Origin of the sequence: Xanthomonas sacchari, assembly GCF_040529065.1 — a bacterium.
Lineage (GTDB): Bacteria > Pseudomonadota > Gammaproteobacteria > Xanthomonadales > Xanthomonadaceae > Xanthomonas_A > Xanthomonas_A sacchari.
Window position 1 is genome coordinate 1,619,975 of sequence record NZ_CP132343.1, and the last position, 14,939, is coordinate 1,634,913.

The window sequence follows — 14,939 nt, forward strand, 5'->3', positions numbered from 1 at the left end:
CTGGATGATGCAGAAGCGTGGCGGTTGGGTGTGGGGATGTGCACTGGGTGGACTGCTTGTGGCCGGCATCGCCGGTGCGGCGCCGGGCGCTGCGACCGCCGCCGCGCCGAGTGCCGGTGCGCCGGCGACATCGCCGGAAAAGCTCAGCCATGGACGCTTCGAGCAGGTGCCGGTGCTGTTGCCCAAGGGCAATGCGAAGCGCGTGGTGCTGTGGTTCGCCGGCGGCAAGCACGCCGATGCCGAGCGCATGCGCCAGATCGAGGCGCTGCGCGACGATGGCGCGATGGTGGCGGTGATCGACAGCGCGCACCTGCAGGCGGTGCTGGCCAAGATCGACGGCACCTGCGGTTTCTCTGCCGGCGACGTGGAGAACTTCTCGCGCTACGTGCAGGCCTATTTCCATGTGCCGACCTACCACCTGCCGTTGCTGGTCGGCGACGGCGACGGCGCCGCGCTGGCCTACGCGGTCGCCGCGCAGGCGCCCAAGCATCTGCTGGCGGGCCTGCTGACCGAGGATTTCTGCCCGGTGCAGGTGCTCGACGACCAGATCTGCGGCGCCGGCATCACCGCGCCGGCGCGTGCGCTGCAGCCGACCACACTGCCGGTGCCGTGGCTGGCGGCGCTGGACGCCAAGAGCCGGCGCGACCGCTGCACCCAGCAGAGCGATGCGTTCCTGCAGAAGGTGGCGCAGGCGCGGCAGTTCCGCCGTAGCGCCAGCGGCGACGCGCTGCCTGGGCTGCGCGCGGCGGTGCGTTCGCTGGGCGACCGGCCTGGCGTCAGCCTGCCGCCGACCCCGGCCGACCTGGCCGGGCTGCCGGTGGTCGAAGTGCCGGCCGCCGCGGCGGCCTCCGACGCCGACAACGGCAACGTGTTCGCGATCTTCGTCTCCGGCGACGGCGGCTGGGCCGGGCTCGACCAGCAGGTCGCCGGCGCCCTGGCCAAGGCCGGCATCCCGGTGGTGGGCGTGGATTCGCTGCGCTACTTCTGGAGCGAGCGCACGCCGCAGGGCTTCGCCACCGACCTGGACCGCATCTACCGCCACTACAGCCACCTGTGGCAGCGCGGACGGGTGGTGCTGATCGGCTTCTCGCAGGGCGCCGACGTGCTGCCGGCGGCCTACAACCAGTTGCCGGAGGCGATGCGCGACCAGGTGCAGCTCACCGCCTTGCTGTCGGTGGGCAAGACCGCCGACTACGAGTTCCACGTGTCCAACTGGATCAGTTCCGGCGACGACGGCCTGCCGATCGCCCCGGAAGTGGCGAAGATGCCGCCGGCGCAGACCCTGTGCATCTACGGGCAGGACGACGACGACGCGCTGTGCCCGGACCTGCCCAAGGGCGGGGCGCAACTGGTCAAGCTGCCGGGCGACCATCATTTCCAGGGCGACTACGCCACGCTGGCCAAGCAGATCCTGCAGCGGATTCAGTAGGGGCGGGGATTGGGGCGGCGGGATTGGGGATTGGTGGGATGGTCGCGCGTGTTGGCTTATCTGCTCGCGCCCTCGTAGGAGCGGCTTCAGCCGCGACGCTGATCGCTGAAACCCCAGTTCTGCGCGGGAAAAGCGCCCGTTCTGTGTCGCCGGACTCCATGGCGGCCGTACCCTCACCCCAACCCCCGCTTCGCGCCCGGCCCGCGCTCGCGGCGCGGGCGCTCCAGGGTGCGCGCGTCAGTGACGCGCAAGCCGCACCCTGTCGCCCCGGTGGGAGAGGGGCTAGCCGCTTTTCCTTCTCCCTGCGGGAGAAGGTGCCCCGAAGGGGCGGATGAGGGTACGGCGCGAAGCCTCGCAATGCCCCAGCAATGAGGCGGCCAGGCCAATCCCCAATCCCAACTCCCCAATCCCGGCTACTCAGGCTTGCGCGGATCCAGCGAGATCAGTCGGGTCACGTCCAGCAGCGCGGCCGGCAGGTGCATGCCGCCGGGGGCGGCGAGGTAGCGGGTGCGCCAGGCGGGGGCGAACTTGGACTTGAAGCGGCGCAGGCCGGTGAAGCCATAGAAGCGTTCGCCGTGGCGCACGATCAGGTTGCCGAAGCGGTTCCAGCGCCCGGCCAGGCGGTGCTGGGCCAGGCCCGACAGCGGCGCCATGCCCAGCGAGAAGCGCTTGTAGCCCTGGTCGCGGCCCCACAGGAACAGCTCGATGAACAGGAAATCCATCGTGCCCTTCGGCGCGTCGGCGATGTGCCGCATCAGGTCCACCGACAGCTCGTGGCCGGCCGGCGCCTGCCACAGGTTGGCGAAGGCCACGACCTTGCCTTCGAACTCCACCACTGCGATCGGGAAGCGACGCAGGTAGGCGGGATCGAAGCTGCCCAGCGAGAAGCCCTTCTCGGCGCCGGCCTTGTCTTCCAGCCATTGCTGCGAGACCTCGGCCAGCACCGGCATCAGCGCGTCCACCGCGTCGGCTTCGACGATGCGGAAGCTCAGCCCGCTGCGCTTGCCGCGGTTCCAGGCCTGGCGCAGATCGGCGCGGTCGCGGCCCTCCAGGTGGAAGCCCTCAAGCGACACCATCGCTTCCTCGCCGAGCTTGACCAAGGTCAGGCCCAGGTCCAGGTAGGTCTGCCAGTGCTGCTCGCCGACCTGATAGAACACCGGGCGCAGGCCCATGCGGTCGGCTTCCTCGCGGAAGCGCCAGATCAGCGCGCGGGCCACCTCCGGGGTGCCGACCGGGTCGCCCATCGCCACCAGCGAGCCGCCGTAGCGCTGCATCATCACGAAGCCCGGGCCGTCCTCGGCCTGCAAAAGCGCCTTGTCGCCGGTCAGCACCAGGCAGGCCTGGGTGTCGGTGGCCTCGGCCAGTACCGGCGCCAGCGAGTCCAGTTGCGCGCCATCGGCCGGCGGCAATGGCGAGCGGGTGCTGTGCAGCAGTCGCGCCAGTCCGAACACCACCACCGCCACGCTGACCAGCAGCACCGCACGCAGCGCACGCGGCGCGTTGGCCGAGGTGGCGAACTCCCACCACAGCTCGTTCTGGTATTCGACATGGCTGTAGACGAAGAACAGCAGCCAGATCGTGGCGATCAGCACCAGGCCGAGGTTGCGCAGCCACGGCCACGACCAGGCCTCGTCGAGCAGCGCGCCCTCGCGGTAGAACTCGCGGCGCGCGCCCCACAGGCCGACCGCCACCACCAGCGAGGACAGCGCCACCGAGACGTGGCCGCCGCGCAGCCAGGCCGGCAGCGGCAGCAGCACGCAGATGCCGATCGCCAGCACCCAGGCGGCATGGCTGCGCCGCTGCAGGCCCTGGCCGATCAGCAGCAGCACCACGCCGCCGAGGCTGGCCAGCAGGTGCGAGGTCTCCATGATCGACAGCGGCGCCATGTCCTGGCGGCGCTTGGGCGTGGGCAGGGTGCCGTCGATGACCAGCGCCGCGCCGACCGCGAACACCGCCAGGGCGATGATCTGCGGCAGCCACGGGCGCAGCGTGCGCCAGGCCACGCGCACCCCGCCGGCACTGGCGGCCAGCGGCCGGCGCAGGCCGGACAGCGACGCCATCAGCACCGACAGCAGCAGCGGCACCACGTAGTAGGTGATACGGTAGATCAGCGCCGCCGCCAGCACCGCCGCCGGCGCCACGCCGGGCAGCAGCTTAAGCAGGCTCCACTCGAACACGCCCAGGCCGGCCGGCACGGTCGAGACCAGGCCCGCCACCACCGCGACCAGGTACAGGCCGACGAAGCCGATGTATTCGATGCCCGATTCGTTGGGCAGCAGCACGTAGAACGCGGCGCTGGCCAGGCCCAGCTCGACCACGCTCAGCGCGGTCACGCCCAGCGTGGTGCGCCGGTCCGGCAGCCACAGTTCGTGACTGCGCCAGCGCAGGGTGCGGCCATCACGACCGGCCAGCAGCAGCATCGTGGCGAAGCCGACCAGCAACGCGATGCCGATCGCGCGCACCGCGGTCGCGCCGACCGGCAGCGCCAGCGCCGCGGCGGCCGGTTCCAGGGTCAGGGCCAGCGCCAGCAGCAGCCAGGCGCCGAACACGAAGCCGAGCGTGCTCATCAGCACCACCTGGCCGATCTCGGCCAGGCTCAGCCCGACCCGGCCGTAGCCGCGCAGGCGCACCGCGCCGCCGGTCAGCGCGGCGAAGCCCAGGGTCTGGCCGACCGCATGCGCCAGGAACGCGGTGATGCTGATCCGCATCGGGTGCAGCTTGCGCCCGCTGCGGCGCAGGCCGACGGCATCGAAGCCGATCAGGCAGGCGTAGCTGCTCAGGCCCAGCAGCAGGGTCAGGACGATCTGCGTCAGGCTCAGCTGGTTGAAGGCGTGACGGATCGCACTGTAGCCATGGGTGCTGAACTCCGTGGCCAGCGCATGCAGCGCCAGGGCCAGGATCGCCAGGCTGGCCAGCACCGGCAGCGCACGGCGCCAGCCGGGCGTGGACGCGGGAGCGGAGGGCGCGGTGTCGGTCATTGCGGGCGGGCGGCGGTAAGACGCCACGGCGCGCGGTACGCGGTACGCGACGGAGCCGAAGCAAGACTGCGGGTGAAACGGAGACGGGCCATCGCGATACCGGTTGGAGGAAATCGTGTCACGAACATGGATGGGCTGCGAAACGGAGGTCAGAGCGCGGTAAGTGGGAGGCTGTGGCGAGGCCGGTTGCTCCGACATGCCGCGCGCCATCGCCAGGCAGGGCGGCGATCAGCGGCGCCACGCGATCCCGAACGGATGGCGTGGCGCCATCCGCGGTGGCACCGCGTCGCGTGCGCACTGCATCCTCCCTCATCACTGCCGTTCCTCCACCGCACATCGCACGCCCTAGGCTATACCGGCCGCGCCGGCGACGCGCATGATAGTGGAATCGTACGTCGCCACGGCGTCGGGGGCCGCGGAGGGGCGTGGCCGACGCGTGTGGCGACGGTCCTTGTCGGTCCGGAGCCTGTCGATGCAGTTGTCCGCGTTTCCCCTTTCCGCACCGCCGCGCTGGACGCGCCTGGCCGGTGCCACGGCGCTGCTGCTGGCATTGCTGTTTCTCGGTGTGGCGGTGGCGCTGCAGGTTTTGCGCGCCGATCTGCAGTGGCAGCAGGCCACGCTCAGCCAATACCTGCATGGACCCGGCGGCCTGGTACTGCGCACTGTCTACGTCCTGCTGGCGGCGGCTGTGATGGCCTTGGCAGCCGGCCTGTATGCGCAGTCGCCGCCACGCGCGCGCAGCGGCGCGCCTGTGCTGCTGTTCGGTGGCGCGGCGCTGGGGTTGTGTGGGGTGGCGATCGGCGACAGCTATCTGCCGCAGCGCGCGCCGCTGCTGGCGCCGCTGGTGCATGGGCTGTCCGCGCAGACCGCGTTTCTGTGCGCGACCACCGCGATGCTGCTGCAAAGCGCATGGCTGCGCGGGCAGGGAGCGTGGAAGGGCCGCGCCGGGCCGTTGCTGCTGCTGGCGGTGCTGGCGTTCGCGGTCTTGTGGCTGCATGTGCTGTGGCGCGCGCCGCCGCGCGGCCTGACCCAGAAGCTGGCGATCGTGCTGATCCTGGCCTGGCTGTTGCCGGTGGCGTACCGCGTGTGGCGGCCGGCGCCTGCAGCCGCTGCGCAATCGCGCGACAATGGCGCGGTCTTCCCACTACAGGACAGCGCATCATGATCCAGCGTTTCGATACCGGCCCGCGCATGTCGGAAATGACCGTGCACAACGGCGTGGCCTACTTGGCCGGCCAGATCGCCGAGGACACCAGCGCCGACATCGCCGGCCAGACCCGCGAAGTGCTCGCCGCGATCGACCGGCTGCTGGCGCTCGCCGCCACCGACAAGAGCCGGATCCTGCGCGCGGAGATCTACATGACCGACCTGGCCGAGTTCGCCGAGATGAACAAGGTCTGGGAAGAATGGGTCAGCCCCGGCAACACCCCGGCCCGCGCCACCGTGCAGGCCAAGCTGGCCGACCCGGCCTGGAAGATCGAGATCGTGATTACCGCGGCGGCGTGAAAGCCGGGAATGGGGAGTCGGGAATGGGGAATGGGAAAGGCGGCAGTGTCGTCGCCTGGGCGACCGCGTGGATCAGTTGCTTTAGCCACGAGAGGCGTCGCCGGTAAGGCCCGTTCCCGCTGACCGCGAGTTCCTCGGGTTTCCCAGGTAATGCCGGGACTCGCGGGACGCCCATTCCCGTTTCCCCATTCTCCATTCCCGGCGCCCAAGCGCCTCAGCGCCGCACGAACCGGTAATGCGCCACACCCCACTGCTGGCCCTGTTCGTAGCCGAACAGTTCCGCGCAGGCCATCCAGAACATGCGCCAGCGTTGCCACCAGATCTTGGCGTCGGCGCCGTAGGTGGCCTGCAGCACCGGCATCAGCGCGTCGCGGTGGCGGTCCTGGTTGTGCAGCCAGGCATTGGCGGTCTTCTCGTAGTGCTGGCCGGACAGCAGCCAGCGGCGTTCGATCGCCAGGTCGTCCTGGAACTGCAGCAGGGTGTCGGCCGCCGGCATCAGGCCGCCGGTGAAGAAGTGCCGGCCCATCCAGTTGTCCTCGCCCTGCACCTCGAACGGGTAGGCCAGGTCGCGATGGCAGAAGATGTGCACGAACAGCCGCCCGCCCGGCACCAGCCAGTGGCTGACGCGCTTGAGCAGTTCGCGGTAGTTGCGCATGTGCTCGAACATCTCGATCGAGACCACGCGGTCGTAGCTCTCGGTCGGCAGGGTTAGGGTGTTGGCGTCGTGGGTGATCACCTTGACGTTGCTGAGCCCGCGCGCGCGGCACTGCGCTTCGATGTGCTCGCGCTGCGGCCGCGAGTTGGACACCGCGGTGATGCGCGCGCCGGGGAACTGCTCGGCCATCCACAAGGTCAGCGAGCCCCAGCCACAGCCCAGTTCGAGGATGCGCTGGCCATCGCGCAACTGCGCGCGTTCGCCGTACAGCTGCAGCATGCGTTCCTCGGCCGCATCGAGGTCGGGCGTGGTCGCGTCCCAGTAGCAGCTGCTGTACTTCAGGCGCTTGCCCAGGCACAGCTCGAAGAAACGTGGTGGCACTTCGTAGTGCTGGCGGTTGGCCGCATCGGTCTCGATGGCGATGGCGCTCTCGCGCAGCGATTCGATCAGCAGGCGCTGGCGTTCCCAGGCCGCGTCGGCGCCGCCGGCGCGCTCCTCGCGCAGGCGCTGCGCGCACAGCCGGCGCATCGCCGCGCGCAGCATGGCGTCGGGCAGCAGGCCGGATTCGGCCAGCCGCGTGGCCAGTGGTTCGGCCGGCGCGGCGGGCGGGGAAGAGGTGGCGAAGGTGCTGGACATCGGCGGATCTCCTGGTGCGGCTCAGTGCCGCGGCGGCATGGGGAAGAAGGCGCTGGTGCTGCGCTGGTAGTCGGCGTAGTCGCGGCCGCGCGAGCGCAGGGCCTGCTGTTCGGTGTAGGGAATGCCGGTGACGCGGTACAGGAAGGCGAACATCAGCAGCGGCCCCAGCGCGGCCACACCGACCCACAGCGCGCCGCTGCCCACCGCCAGGAACACGTAGGCGAACCAGTGCACGAATTCGAAGAAGTAGTTCGGATGCCGCGAGTAGCGCCACAGGCCTTGGCGGCAGGTCTTGCCCTTGTTCGCCGGGTCGGCGCGGAACGCGGCCAGTTGCCGGTCGGCCAGGCTTTCCCCGCCCACCGCGACCAGCCAGGTCGCCACCGCCAGGGTGGTCCACACGCTCCACTGCGGCTGCGGATTGTGCGCGGCCACCGACAGCGGCACCGCGAACGCCAGCACCACCAGCGCCTGGCCGAGGAAGAACGCCAGGAACTTGCGCTGGTCGCCTTGCCAGTGCTCGCGCAGGGCGCGATAGCGGCCGTCCTCGTGGGCATCGCCGAACACGCGCACGCCCAGGTGCCAGGCCAGGCGCGCGCCCCACAGTCCGCCCAACACGGCGGTCAGCACCCGCGGCAGCAGTGCGCCGTCGGCGCGCCAGGCGCAGTACACCGCAGTCAGCGCCATGCACGCCGACCACAGCACGTCGACCACACCGGCGTTGCGGGTATGCCGCTGCCAGGCCCAGCCGGCGAGCATGACCAGCACGGTGAACACGCCCACATGCAGCAGCGGCCAGGCGTTCATCGCGCCGCTCCGGTTGCCGGAAGGGCCGGCGTGGCGACCATCAGGCGGCGTGTCGCCAGGCTCAGCAAGGTCAGCGCCGCGGCCCAGCCGACGGCCAGTGCCAGCAGCGCCTGCGGCAACGGCTCAACCAGCGTCACCGCCTGCCAGCCGCGCGCGGCCAGCACGTAGCCCAGCGGGCCGGCAGTGGCGCCGAACAGCGCCGCACGCCAGAGATGGCGCATCACCCATGCCAGCGAGTGCTGGAAGGTCAGCGCGAAGCCGGCCCACAGCGCCAGGATCCACAGCGGCGGCCACGGTGACGGCGGCGCGGCGGCGTAGCGCACCCAGTCGCCGGCGCGCATGGCGGCATCCACGCCGGCGCCCAGGGGCAGTACAAGCGCCACCAGCGCGGCGTCGCCGCGGGCGCGGCGCCGCGGCCACAGTTGGTAAAGCGCGAACAGCGCCAGTGCTGCCGGACCGGCCCAGGCCAACCCGTGCGCGGCGCCGACCACCGCTGCCAGCCACAGCCCCTGCAGGGCGAGGTAGTTGACGAGGTTGTTCATGCGTCGCCCGCCAGCGCCGGGGCGAACTGCGCCGGCCGCGCGCGCGGCTTGCTTAGCCACAGGTGCACGTCGCCGATCGAGCGCTCCAGGAAGCCGCCCTCGCAATAGGCCAGGTAGAACTCCCACATGCGCATGAAGCGTTCGTCGTAGCCGAGCGCGCGCACCTGCGGCAGCCTGGCCATGAAGCGCTCGCGCCAGGCGCGCAGGGTGAGCGCGTAGCTGGGGCCGATGTCTTCAAGATTGAACAGGCGCAGGTCGCTGGCGCGGCCGATCGCCCCGGTCATTGCTGCCACCGAGGGAATGAAGCTGCCGGGGAAGATGTGGCGCTTGATGAAGTCCACCGACTTGAGCGCCTGCGCGTAGCGGTGATCCTCGATGGTGATGGCCTGGATCAGCGCCTGGCCGTCGTCCTTGAGCAGGCTGCCGACCTTGCCGAAGTAGGTGTCCAGGTACTGGTGGCCGATCGCCTCGATCATTTCGATCGAGACCAGGCGGTCGTAGCGGCCATTCAGATCGCGGTAGTCGCGCAACAACACCTCGACTCGGTCCGACAGCCCGGCGGCGGCGACGCGCTGCCGGGCCAGTTCGTACTGCTCACGCGAGATGGTGGTGGTGGTGACGCGGCAGCCATGGTGCTTGGCCGCGTGCAGCGCGAAGCCGCCCCAGCCGGTGCCGATCTCGACCAGATGATGATGCGGCTGCAGATCGAGCTTGGCGCAGATGCGCTGCAGCTTGCGCTCGGCCGCGCGCTCCAGCGCAGCCTCGCCCAGGGCGGCGTCGGCATCGCGGAAGATCGCTGAGGAGTACATCAGGTTGCGATCCAGGAACAGCTCGAACAGCTGGTTGCCCAGGTCGTAGTGCGCGGCGATGTTGCGGCGGCTGCCGGCACGGGTGTTGCGCGCGAACGCATGCAGGCCGCGCATCGCCAGGCCGCCAAGCCGGGCCAGGCCGGTCTCCATCGCGTCCAGGCGGTCGCGGTTGCGCACCAGCAGGCGCACCAGCGCAACCAGGTCGTCGCAGTCCCACAGCCCATCCATGTACGCCTCGCCGACGCCGACGCTGCCGTTGAGCGCGGCCTGGCGGTAGAAGCGCGGATCGTGGATGCGCAGATGCGCCTGCAGCACGTCGGCATCGGCGCCGGCATCGCCCAGCGTGGTCAGCGTGCCGGTCTCCTCGATGCGCAACTGGCCCTCGCGCAGGCCATCGAGGGTGGCGAGCAGACGCTTCCGCAGCAGGCGGTCGAGCCCGCGCAACGGCGGTGCGGCCGGGGCCAGCGCGGCGGCGGAAGAGGGCGCGTGCGGAGCGTTCATCGGCTTTCTCGCGGAAGGGAGTGGTCGGGGTGGTCGTGCACCGGGTTGCCGCGCAGCCACAGCCGCAGGGCCTGCCAGTGGATCTTGGCCATGACCTGCAGGGTCATCGCCGGATAGCGGAGCAATGCCTGCGCCAGGCTGGCGCCGTCGAGCGCGCGGCGCTGCAGGACGAGGGTGGCGTCGAAGCGCCGTCGCACGGTTGCGGGCGCAGGATCGAGCACGTCCATGTGCACGCGCAGTTGCGCACCGGGTTCGCTGAAGCGCCAGGCGTAGGTGTGCGCCATCGCCATGAACGGCGACACATGGAAGCGTTTGGCGAAGCGCCAGGCGTGGGTGGCGCCGTGGCTGCGCGCCTCGGCCATCGGTAGCACGTAGGCGTGGCGCTGCCGCCACGGCGTGTTGGTGATCTCGGCGACGATGCTGTGCAGGCGCTGCTGCGCGTCGTGGCAGTAGTAGAACGTGACCGGATTGAAGCAATGGCCGAAGTAGCGCAGGTGGGTGAGCATGCGCACCGGGCCGAGCGGGCGTTCGCCGGTGTGCTGCTGCACGCGGTCGCGTACCGCTTCGTCCAGCGGCTGCGCAGGGTCGCCGAGGTAATCGCTGCGGCGGAACTCGGCCAGGTTGCGCCGGTTCACCGACCACAGCCAGCGCCGCGCGAACACCTGCTCCAGTTCGTCCAGGTCCAGGTACAGCAGGAACAGCGGATAGCGGAACGCCAGCGCCTTGGGTGCGTAGCGGCGATGCCGCACCCAGCCGGTGTACACCGCGCTGTGCAGGCCGTGCAAGGTCGTGCCCGCCGCCGCCGACGTTGTCGAGACGGCGCCAGCCGGCGGGGCGGACACGGCAGCACGGCGCATCAGTGTCATGACCAGGGTACCCCCAGCGCGGCGGCGACGTCGACCGCGCTGCGCAGGCCGTCCTCGTGGAAGCCGAAGCCCCAGCCGGCGCCGGCGAACCAGGTGTTGCGCTGGCCTTGGATCTCGCCCTTGCGCGCCTGCGCCGCCACCGATGCCTGGGTCTGCAGCGGATGCCGGTAACGCATGCGCCGCAACACCTTGGCCGGATCGATCGCATCGCTGCGGTTGAGGCTGACGATGAACGGCTGCGGCGCCTGCAGCGACTGCAGTGCGTTCATCCAGTAGCTGACCGTACACGGCGCGTCCGGATCGGCCGGCACGTGCGCGTTCCAGGCGGCCCAGGCGCGGCGGTCGCGCGGCAGTACGCGCGCGTCGGTGTGCAGCACGGTCTCGTTGTCCTGGTAGCCGATCGCGCCGAGGATCGCGGTTTCGGCGTCGCTGGGATCGGTGAGCAGGCGCAGCGCGTCGTCGGCATGGCAGGCCAGCACCGCATGGTCGTATTGCTGCGTGTCGGCATCGCAGGCGATGGCGACGCTGCCGTGCGCGGTGCGCTGTATCGCGCGCACCGGCGTGCCGAGCCGCTCGCGCACCCGCCAGCGGCTGCGCAGCGCGCGCACGTAGCTGTTGGAGCCGCCGCGCACCACCCGCCACTGCGGGCGGCCGCTGACCTGCAGCATGTGGTGGTTGGCCATGAAGCCGATCAGCTGACGCATCGGGAAATCGAGGATCTGCCGCGACGGCGAGGACCACAGCGCCGAGGCCATCGGTACCAGGTGCGCGTCGCGGAACACCTGGGAGTAGCCGTGGCGCTGCAGAAATTCGCCGAGGGTGAGTTGCGCCAGGGAAGCGTCATGCAGCACCTGCGGCGCCTCGCGGTAGAACCGCCGCAGGTCGCGCAGCATGCGCCAGAAACGCGGCGACAGCAGGTTGCGGCGCTGGCAGAACAGCCCATCGAGCGTGCCGGCGTTGTACTCCAGCCCGGTGCGTTCCTCGTGCACCGAAAAGCTCATCGTGGTCGGCTGCGACTCCACTCCCAGCCGCGCGAACAACGCGCTCAGCAACGGGTAGTGCTCCGGATTGAACACGATGAAGCCGCTGTCCACCGCGTATTCCGCGCCGTCCAGTTCGATCGCATGGGTATGGGTATGGCCGCCGAGATAGTCGGCCGCTTCGTACAGCGTCACCTCGTGGCGCTGCGACAGCAGCCACGCCGCGCCGAGGCCGGCGATCCCCGAGCCCACCACCGCGATCCGGCTCATCGGGCACGCGCCTGCGCGCGCACCAGCCCGGCCGGCACCGGCTTGAGCTCGCGGATCACGCGCGTCCACGACAGCGCCTTCAGTCCGTACCAGGTCAGGTCCAGCTCCCACCAGCGGAAGCCCTGGCGCGCGGCGCCGGGGAAGAAATGGTGGTTGTTGTGCCAGCCTTCACCGAAGGTCAGCAGTGCCAGCCACAGGTTGTTGCGGCTGTCGTCGCGGGTGTCGAAGCGGCGGCTGCCGAAGCGGTGCGCCAGCGAGTTGATGGTGAAGGTGGCATGGAACAGCGCCACGGTGGAGACGAAGAAGCCCCACACCAGCAACTGCGGGCCATCGGTGCCGAGCTGCGGCACGTGCCGCTGCAGCCACCCGCCGAGCAGGAACAGCGCCAGCGCCAGCAGCACCGGCAGCAGCAGGTCGAAGCGGTCGAGGAAGCGCAGTTCGGGGAAGCGGCGCAGGTCCGGGATCGCCTCCCAGTCGGTGCGGAAGCCGCGCGGGGTCAGGAACCAGCCGCTATGGCTCCACCAGAAGCCGTGCTGGCGCGGCGAATGCGGGTCAGCCGGGGTGTCGGTGTGGCGATGATGGTTGCGGTGGTGCGCGGCCCACCACAGCGGCCCGCGCTGCACGCAGGTGGCGCCGATCGCAGCGAACAGGAACTGCACCGGGCGCGAGGTCTTGAACGCGCGGTGGGCGAAATAGCGGTGGTAGAAGCCGGTGAGCGCGAACATGCGCACCGCGTACATCGCCACCGCCATGCCCACGGCGAACCACGACACGCCGACCCAGAACACGCCCAGGCACGCCAGGTGCAGGGCGATGTAGGGCGCGGCGCGCAGCCAGTCGATGCGGTCGGCGCGCGCCGGATCCAGTTCGATCTCGGCACTGGTGTCGAACCAGCGGCGCAAGGTGCGCAGGATGCGGCCACGCGGCGCAGGCGGCGATGTGGAAGGGCGGGGTTCCGGAACGGGACTCGGCACAAGCGCGTCTCATTGGGGGACTTGGGGAGCGATACGGGCGAAACCGGAAGACGGATGCACCCAAGTCGCATTTCCCCTGCACGGCTGCGGGCGTGGCATCGCGGGCCACGACGGCGCAGCGCAGGCGTCGCGCGATCGGAAGATCTGGCTGTCGCGCGGATGCGCGACGGCGGCGGCGATGTTGCCTGCGCGCGAGTGGTGGGCGGGTGAATGCGCGCCGGGTTCTTGCAGTTGAGCGCAGCACGGACTGCCTGCGGCGCGTGCAAGGCGCCTGGAACTGCCCCTCTCCCATCGGGAGAGGGGTTGTGGGGTGAGGGTGCGGCGCGAAGCGTCTCGCGGAAACAGGTCCACGAGGCCTCGCCCGTACCCTCATCCGCCCCTTCGGGGCACCTTCTCCCGATGGGAGAAGGGAATCCATGGTCCCGGTGAGAGAAGGGTTGTCTACGGTGCGAGTTGCAGCGTGCTGAGGCGTATTGCCCCTCTCCCATCGGGAGAGGGGTTGGGGTGAGGGTGCGGCGCGAAGCGCCTCGCGGAAACAGCTCCACGAGGCTGCGCCCGTACCCTCATCCGCCCCTTCGGGGCACCTTCTCCCGATATGGGAGAAGGGGTTGTCTACGGCGCCAGCTGCAGCGTGCTGATGCCGCCCTTGGCCACGACCGGGCCGGTGGCCACGCCGCCGGGCGCGCCGCCGGGCGGTTCCATGGTCACCGCCAGCACCGCGCCGTCGCTGAGCATGGGCATCAGCGCATCGGGGATGCGCGCCACGCGCGCCTTGGCCTCATCGAACACGCCCATCGAGCGCGCCTTGCCGTCGGCCGGGATCAGCCACAGCTCGGGCACGCGCGCACTGTCGTGGGTGCCGCCCAGCGGGGTGAGGGTAATGCTGCGCTTGTCGGCGTCCATCAGCGCCACGTAGCCGGGCTTGCCGTCGTCCTGCATCAGCGTGGAGGTCATCGCGATGCCGCTGGGCTTGGGGGTGGTGGTGGCGACCGGTGGCGGCTGCGCGGCCGGCGGCGGCACCGGCGCACGCGCCAGCAGTAGCGCCAGCAGGCAGGCGGTGGCGGTGGCGAAGCCGCCGGCGCTGAGCCAGCGCCAGGTCCGCACGCTGTCCCAGAACCCGGGCGCGGCGGGCCGCGCGCGCGGCGTCGGCGCATCCAGGCCCAGCGAGGCACGGATGCGCACCCACACGCGTTCGGGCACCTCCACAGGCGCGATCTCGTCGGCCAGCGGCATCAGGTGCTGCTGCCACTGCAGCACCGCCTCGGCGAAGGCGCGGTCGCTGTCGATGCGCGCTTCGGCGGCGCGGCGCTCCTGCGCGTCGAGCACGCCGAGCACGTATTCGCCGGCCAGCACGTCGCGCGGCGGCGGGGTTTCCTGCGGATCGGGCACGGAGGCGTTCATCGTTCCAGGCACGCTTTCAGTTTGGCCAGGCCGCGGCGGATCCAGCTCTTGACCGTGCCCAGCGGCGTGCCGCTGCGGTGGGCCAGTTCCTCGTAGGTGATGCCGTCGAAGAACGCGGTGCGGATCAGCTCGCCGCGCGGCGGCTCCAGTTCGCCCATGCACACGTCCAGGCGCCGTCCCGCCACCCGCCACTCGGTATCGGCGAGCGGGTCGCGGCCTTCGTCCTGCAGTTCACCGGCGTCGTCCAGCGCCACCGACTGCCGCGCCGGGGCGCGTGCGCGCAGATGGTCGATGGCCTTGTTGCGGGCGATCATGGTCAGCCAGGTCAGGCCGCGCGCGCGTTGCGGGTCGAACTGCGCGGCCTTGCGCCAGACCGAGGAGAACACTTCCTGCAGCACGTCCTCGGCTTCGCCGCGCTGCGGCACGATGCGCAGGCACACGCCGAACAGGCGCGAGGCGGTGGTGCGGTACAGGCGTTCGAACGCAGCGCTGTCGCCGGCGGCGGTGGCGACCAGCAATTGTCCTGCTTCGTCGTGATCGGGCGACTCGGTCATGCCGGGAGACGGTGGCGAAGGTCGGCGCGATGCT

12 protein-coding genes and 1 pseudogene are annotated in these 14,939 nt (G+C 70.7%); 3 read left to right on the plus strand and 10 right to left on the minus strand.

What is annotated here, in order from left to right; all coding sequences use genetic code 11:
* Positions 1-4: 4 nt before the first annotated feature.
* Entirely contained in the window at positions 5-1,429 is a 1,425-nt protein-coding gene (locus RAB71_RS06875; protein WP_029562001.1) for a virulence factor family protein, read from the plus strand.
* A 413-nt stretch (positions 1,430-1,842) separates the two neighbouring features.
* Here RAB71_RS06875 and mprF read toward each other — a convergent pair whose 3' ends face one another.
* Positions 1,843-4,407: a bifunctional lysylphosphatidylglycerol flippase/synthetase MprF gene (mprF, locus tag RAB71_RS06880; protein ID WP_010342341.1), complete on the minus strand. Its 2,565-nt coding sequence runs from the start codon at positions 4,405-4,407 to the stop codon at positions 1,843-1,845.
* A 472-nt stretch (positions 4,408-4,879) separates the two neighbouring features.
* Here mprF and RAB71_RS06885 point away from each other — a divergent pair, with 472 nt between their 5' ends.
* A complete protein-coding gene (locus RAB71_RS06885; protein ID WP_010342342.1) occupies positions 4,880-5,572 on the plus strand; it encodes a DUF998 domain-containing protein in 693 nt (230 codons plus the stop codon).
* On the plus strand, positions 5,569-5,913 hold the full coding sequence (locus RAB71_RS06890; RefSeq protein ID WP_010342343.1) for a RidA family protein: 345 nt from the start codon (positions 5,569-5,571) through the stop codon (positions 5,911-5,913). Before RAB71_RS06885 ends, RAB71_RS06890 begins: the two co-directional genes overlap by 4 nt.
* A gap of 214 nt (positions 5,914-6,127) precedes the next feature.
* On the opposite strand, the gene RAB71_RS06895 is transcribed toward RAB71_RS06890, so the two are convergent.
* The 9 genes and pseudogenes from RAB71_RS06895 to RAB71_RS06935 form a co-directional block, all read right to left on the minus strand.
* Positions 6,128-7,204 carry a cyclopropane-fatty-acyl-phospholipid synthase family protein gene (locus RAB71_RS06895; RefSeq protein WP_010342344.1) on the minus strand — a complete coding sequence of 359 codons (1,077 nt, stop codon included), beginning with the start codon at positions 7,202-7,204 and terminating at the stop codon, positions 6,128-6,130.
* A gap of 21 nt (positions 7,205-7,225) precedes the next feature.
* Complete coding sequence (locus tag RAB71_RS06900; protein WP_010342345.1) at positions 7,226-8,008, minus strand: DUF1295 domain-containing protein; 783 nt, start codon at positions 8,006-8,008, stop codon at positions 7,226-7,228.
* Positions 8,005-8,550: a DUF2878 domain-containing protein gene (locus tag RAB71_RS06905; protein ID WP_010342346.1), complete on the minus strand. Its 546-nt coding sequence runs from the start codon at positions 8,548-8,550 to the stop codon at positions 8,005-8,007. The genes RAB71_RS06900 and RAB71_RS06905 overlap by 4 nt, the downstream gene beginning before the upstream one ends.
* Positions 8,547-9,860 carry a cyclopropane-fatty-acyl-phospholipid synthase family protein gene (locus RAB71_RS06910; protein ID WP_010342347.1) on the minus strand — a complete coding sequence of 438 codons (1,314 nt, stop codon included), beginning with the start codon at positions 9,858-9,860 and terminating at the stop codon, positions 8,547-8,549. Before RAB71_RS06910 ends, RAB71_RS06905 begins: the two co-directional genes overlap by 4 nt.
* Positions 9,857-10,636 (minus strand): annotated as a pseudogene (locus RAB71_RS06915) (DUF1365 domain-containing protein); the annotation flags it as partial. The gene RAB71_RS06910 and the pseudogene RAB71_RS06915, both read right to left, overlap by 4 nt.
* Positions 10,637-10,722: 86 nt before the next feature.
* Positions 10,723-11,976, minus strand: a complete 1,254-nt coding sequence (locus RAB71_RS06920; protein ID WP_041500450.1) for an NAD(P)/FAD-dependent oxidoreductase — start codon at positions 11,974-11,976, stop codon at positions 10,723-10,725.
* Entirely contained in the window at positions 11,973-12,950 is a 978-nt protein-coding gene (locus RAB71_RS06925) for an acyl-CoA desaturase (protein ID WP_175300590.1), read from the minus strand. The genes RAB71_RS06920 and RAB71_RS06925 overlap by 4 nt, the downstream gene beginning before the upstream one ends.
* Before the next feature lie 612 nt (positions 12,951-13,562).
* Positions 13,563-14,351 carry an anti-sigma factor domain-containing protein gene (locus RAB71_RS06930; protein ID WP_010342356.1) on the minus strand — a complete coding sequence of 263 codons (789 nt, stop codon included), beginning with the start codon at positions 14,349-14,351 and terminating at the stop codon, positions 13,563-13,565.
* A complete protein-coding gene (locus RAB71_RS06935) occupies positions 14,348-14,905 on the minus strand; it encodes a sigma-70 family RNA polymerase sigma factor (RefSeq protein ID WP_010342357.1) in 558 nt (185 codons plus the stop codon). The genes RAB71_RS06930 and RAB71_RS06935 overlap by 4 nt, the downstream gene beginning before the upstream one ends.
* Positions 14,906-14,939 lie beyond the last annotated feature (34 nt).

What these genes read in the sequence shown, in the direction of transcription:
- RAB71_RS06875 (WP_029562001.1), top strand. Translation starts at nt 5, where the DNA reads ATGATGCAGAAGCGTGGCGGTTGGGTGTGGGGATGTGCACTGGGTGGA.
- mprF (WP_010342341.1), bottom strand. Translation starts at nt 4,407, where the DNA reads ATGACCGACACCGCGCCCTCCGCTCCCGCGTCCACGCCCGGCTGGCGC.
- RAB71_RS06885 (WP_010342342.1), top strand. Translation starts at nt 4,880, where the DNA reads ATGCAGTTGTCCGCGTTTCCCCTTTCCGCACCGCCGCGCTGGACGCGC.
- RAB71_RS06890 (WP_010342343.1), top strand. Translation starts at nt 5,569, where the DNA reads ATGATCCAGCGTTTCGATACCGGCCCGCGCATGTCGGAAATGACCGTG.
- RAB71_RS06895 (WP_010342344.1), bottom strand. Translation starts at nt 7,204, where the DNA reads ATGTCCAGCACCTTCGCCACCTCTTCCCCGCCCGCCGCGCCGGCCGAA.
- RAB71_RS06900 (WP_010342345.1), bottom strand. Translation starts at nt 8,008, where the DNA reads ATGAACGCCTGGCCGCTGCTGCATGTGGGCGTGTTCACCGTGCTGGTC.
- RAB71_RS06905 (WP_010342346.1), bottom strand. Translation starts at nt 8,550, where the DNA reads ATGAACAACCTCGTCAACTACCTCGCCCTGCAGGGGCTGTGGCTGGCA.
- RAB71_RS06910 (WP_010342347.1), bottom strand. Translation starts at nt 9,860, where the DNA reads ATGAACGCTCCGCACGCGCCCTCTTCCGCCGCCGCGCTGGCCCCGGCC.
- RAB71_RS06920 (WP_041500450.1), bottom strand. Translation starts at nt 11,976, where the DNA reads ATGAGCCGGATCGCGGTGGTGGGCTCGGGGATCGCCGGCCTCGGCGCG.
- RAB71_RS06930 (WP_010342356.1), bottom strand. Translation starts at nt 14,351, where the DNA reads ATGAACGCCTCCGTGCCCGATCCGCAGGAAACCCCGCCGCCGCGCGAC.
- RAB71_RS06935 (WP_010342357.1), bottom strand. Translation starts at nt 14,905, where the DNA reads ATGACCGAGTCGCCCGATCACGACGAAGCAGGACAATTGCTGGTCGCC.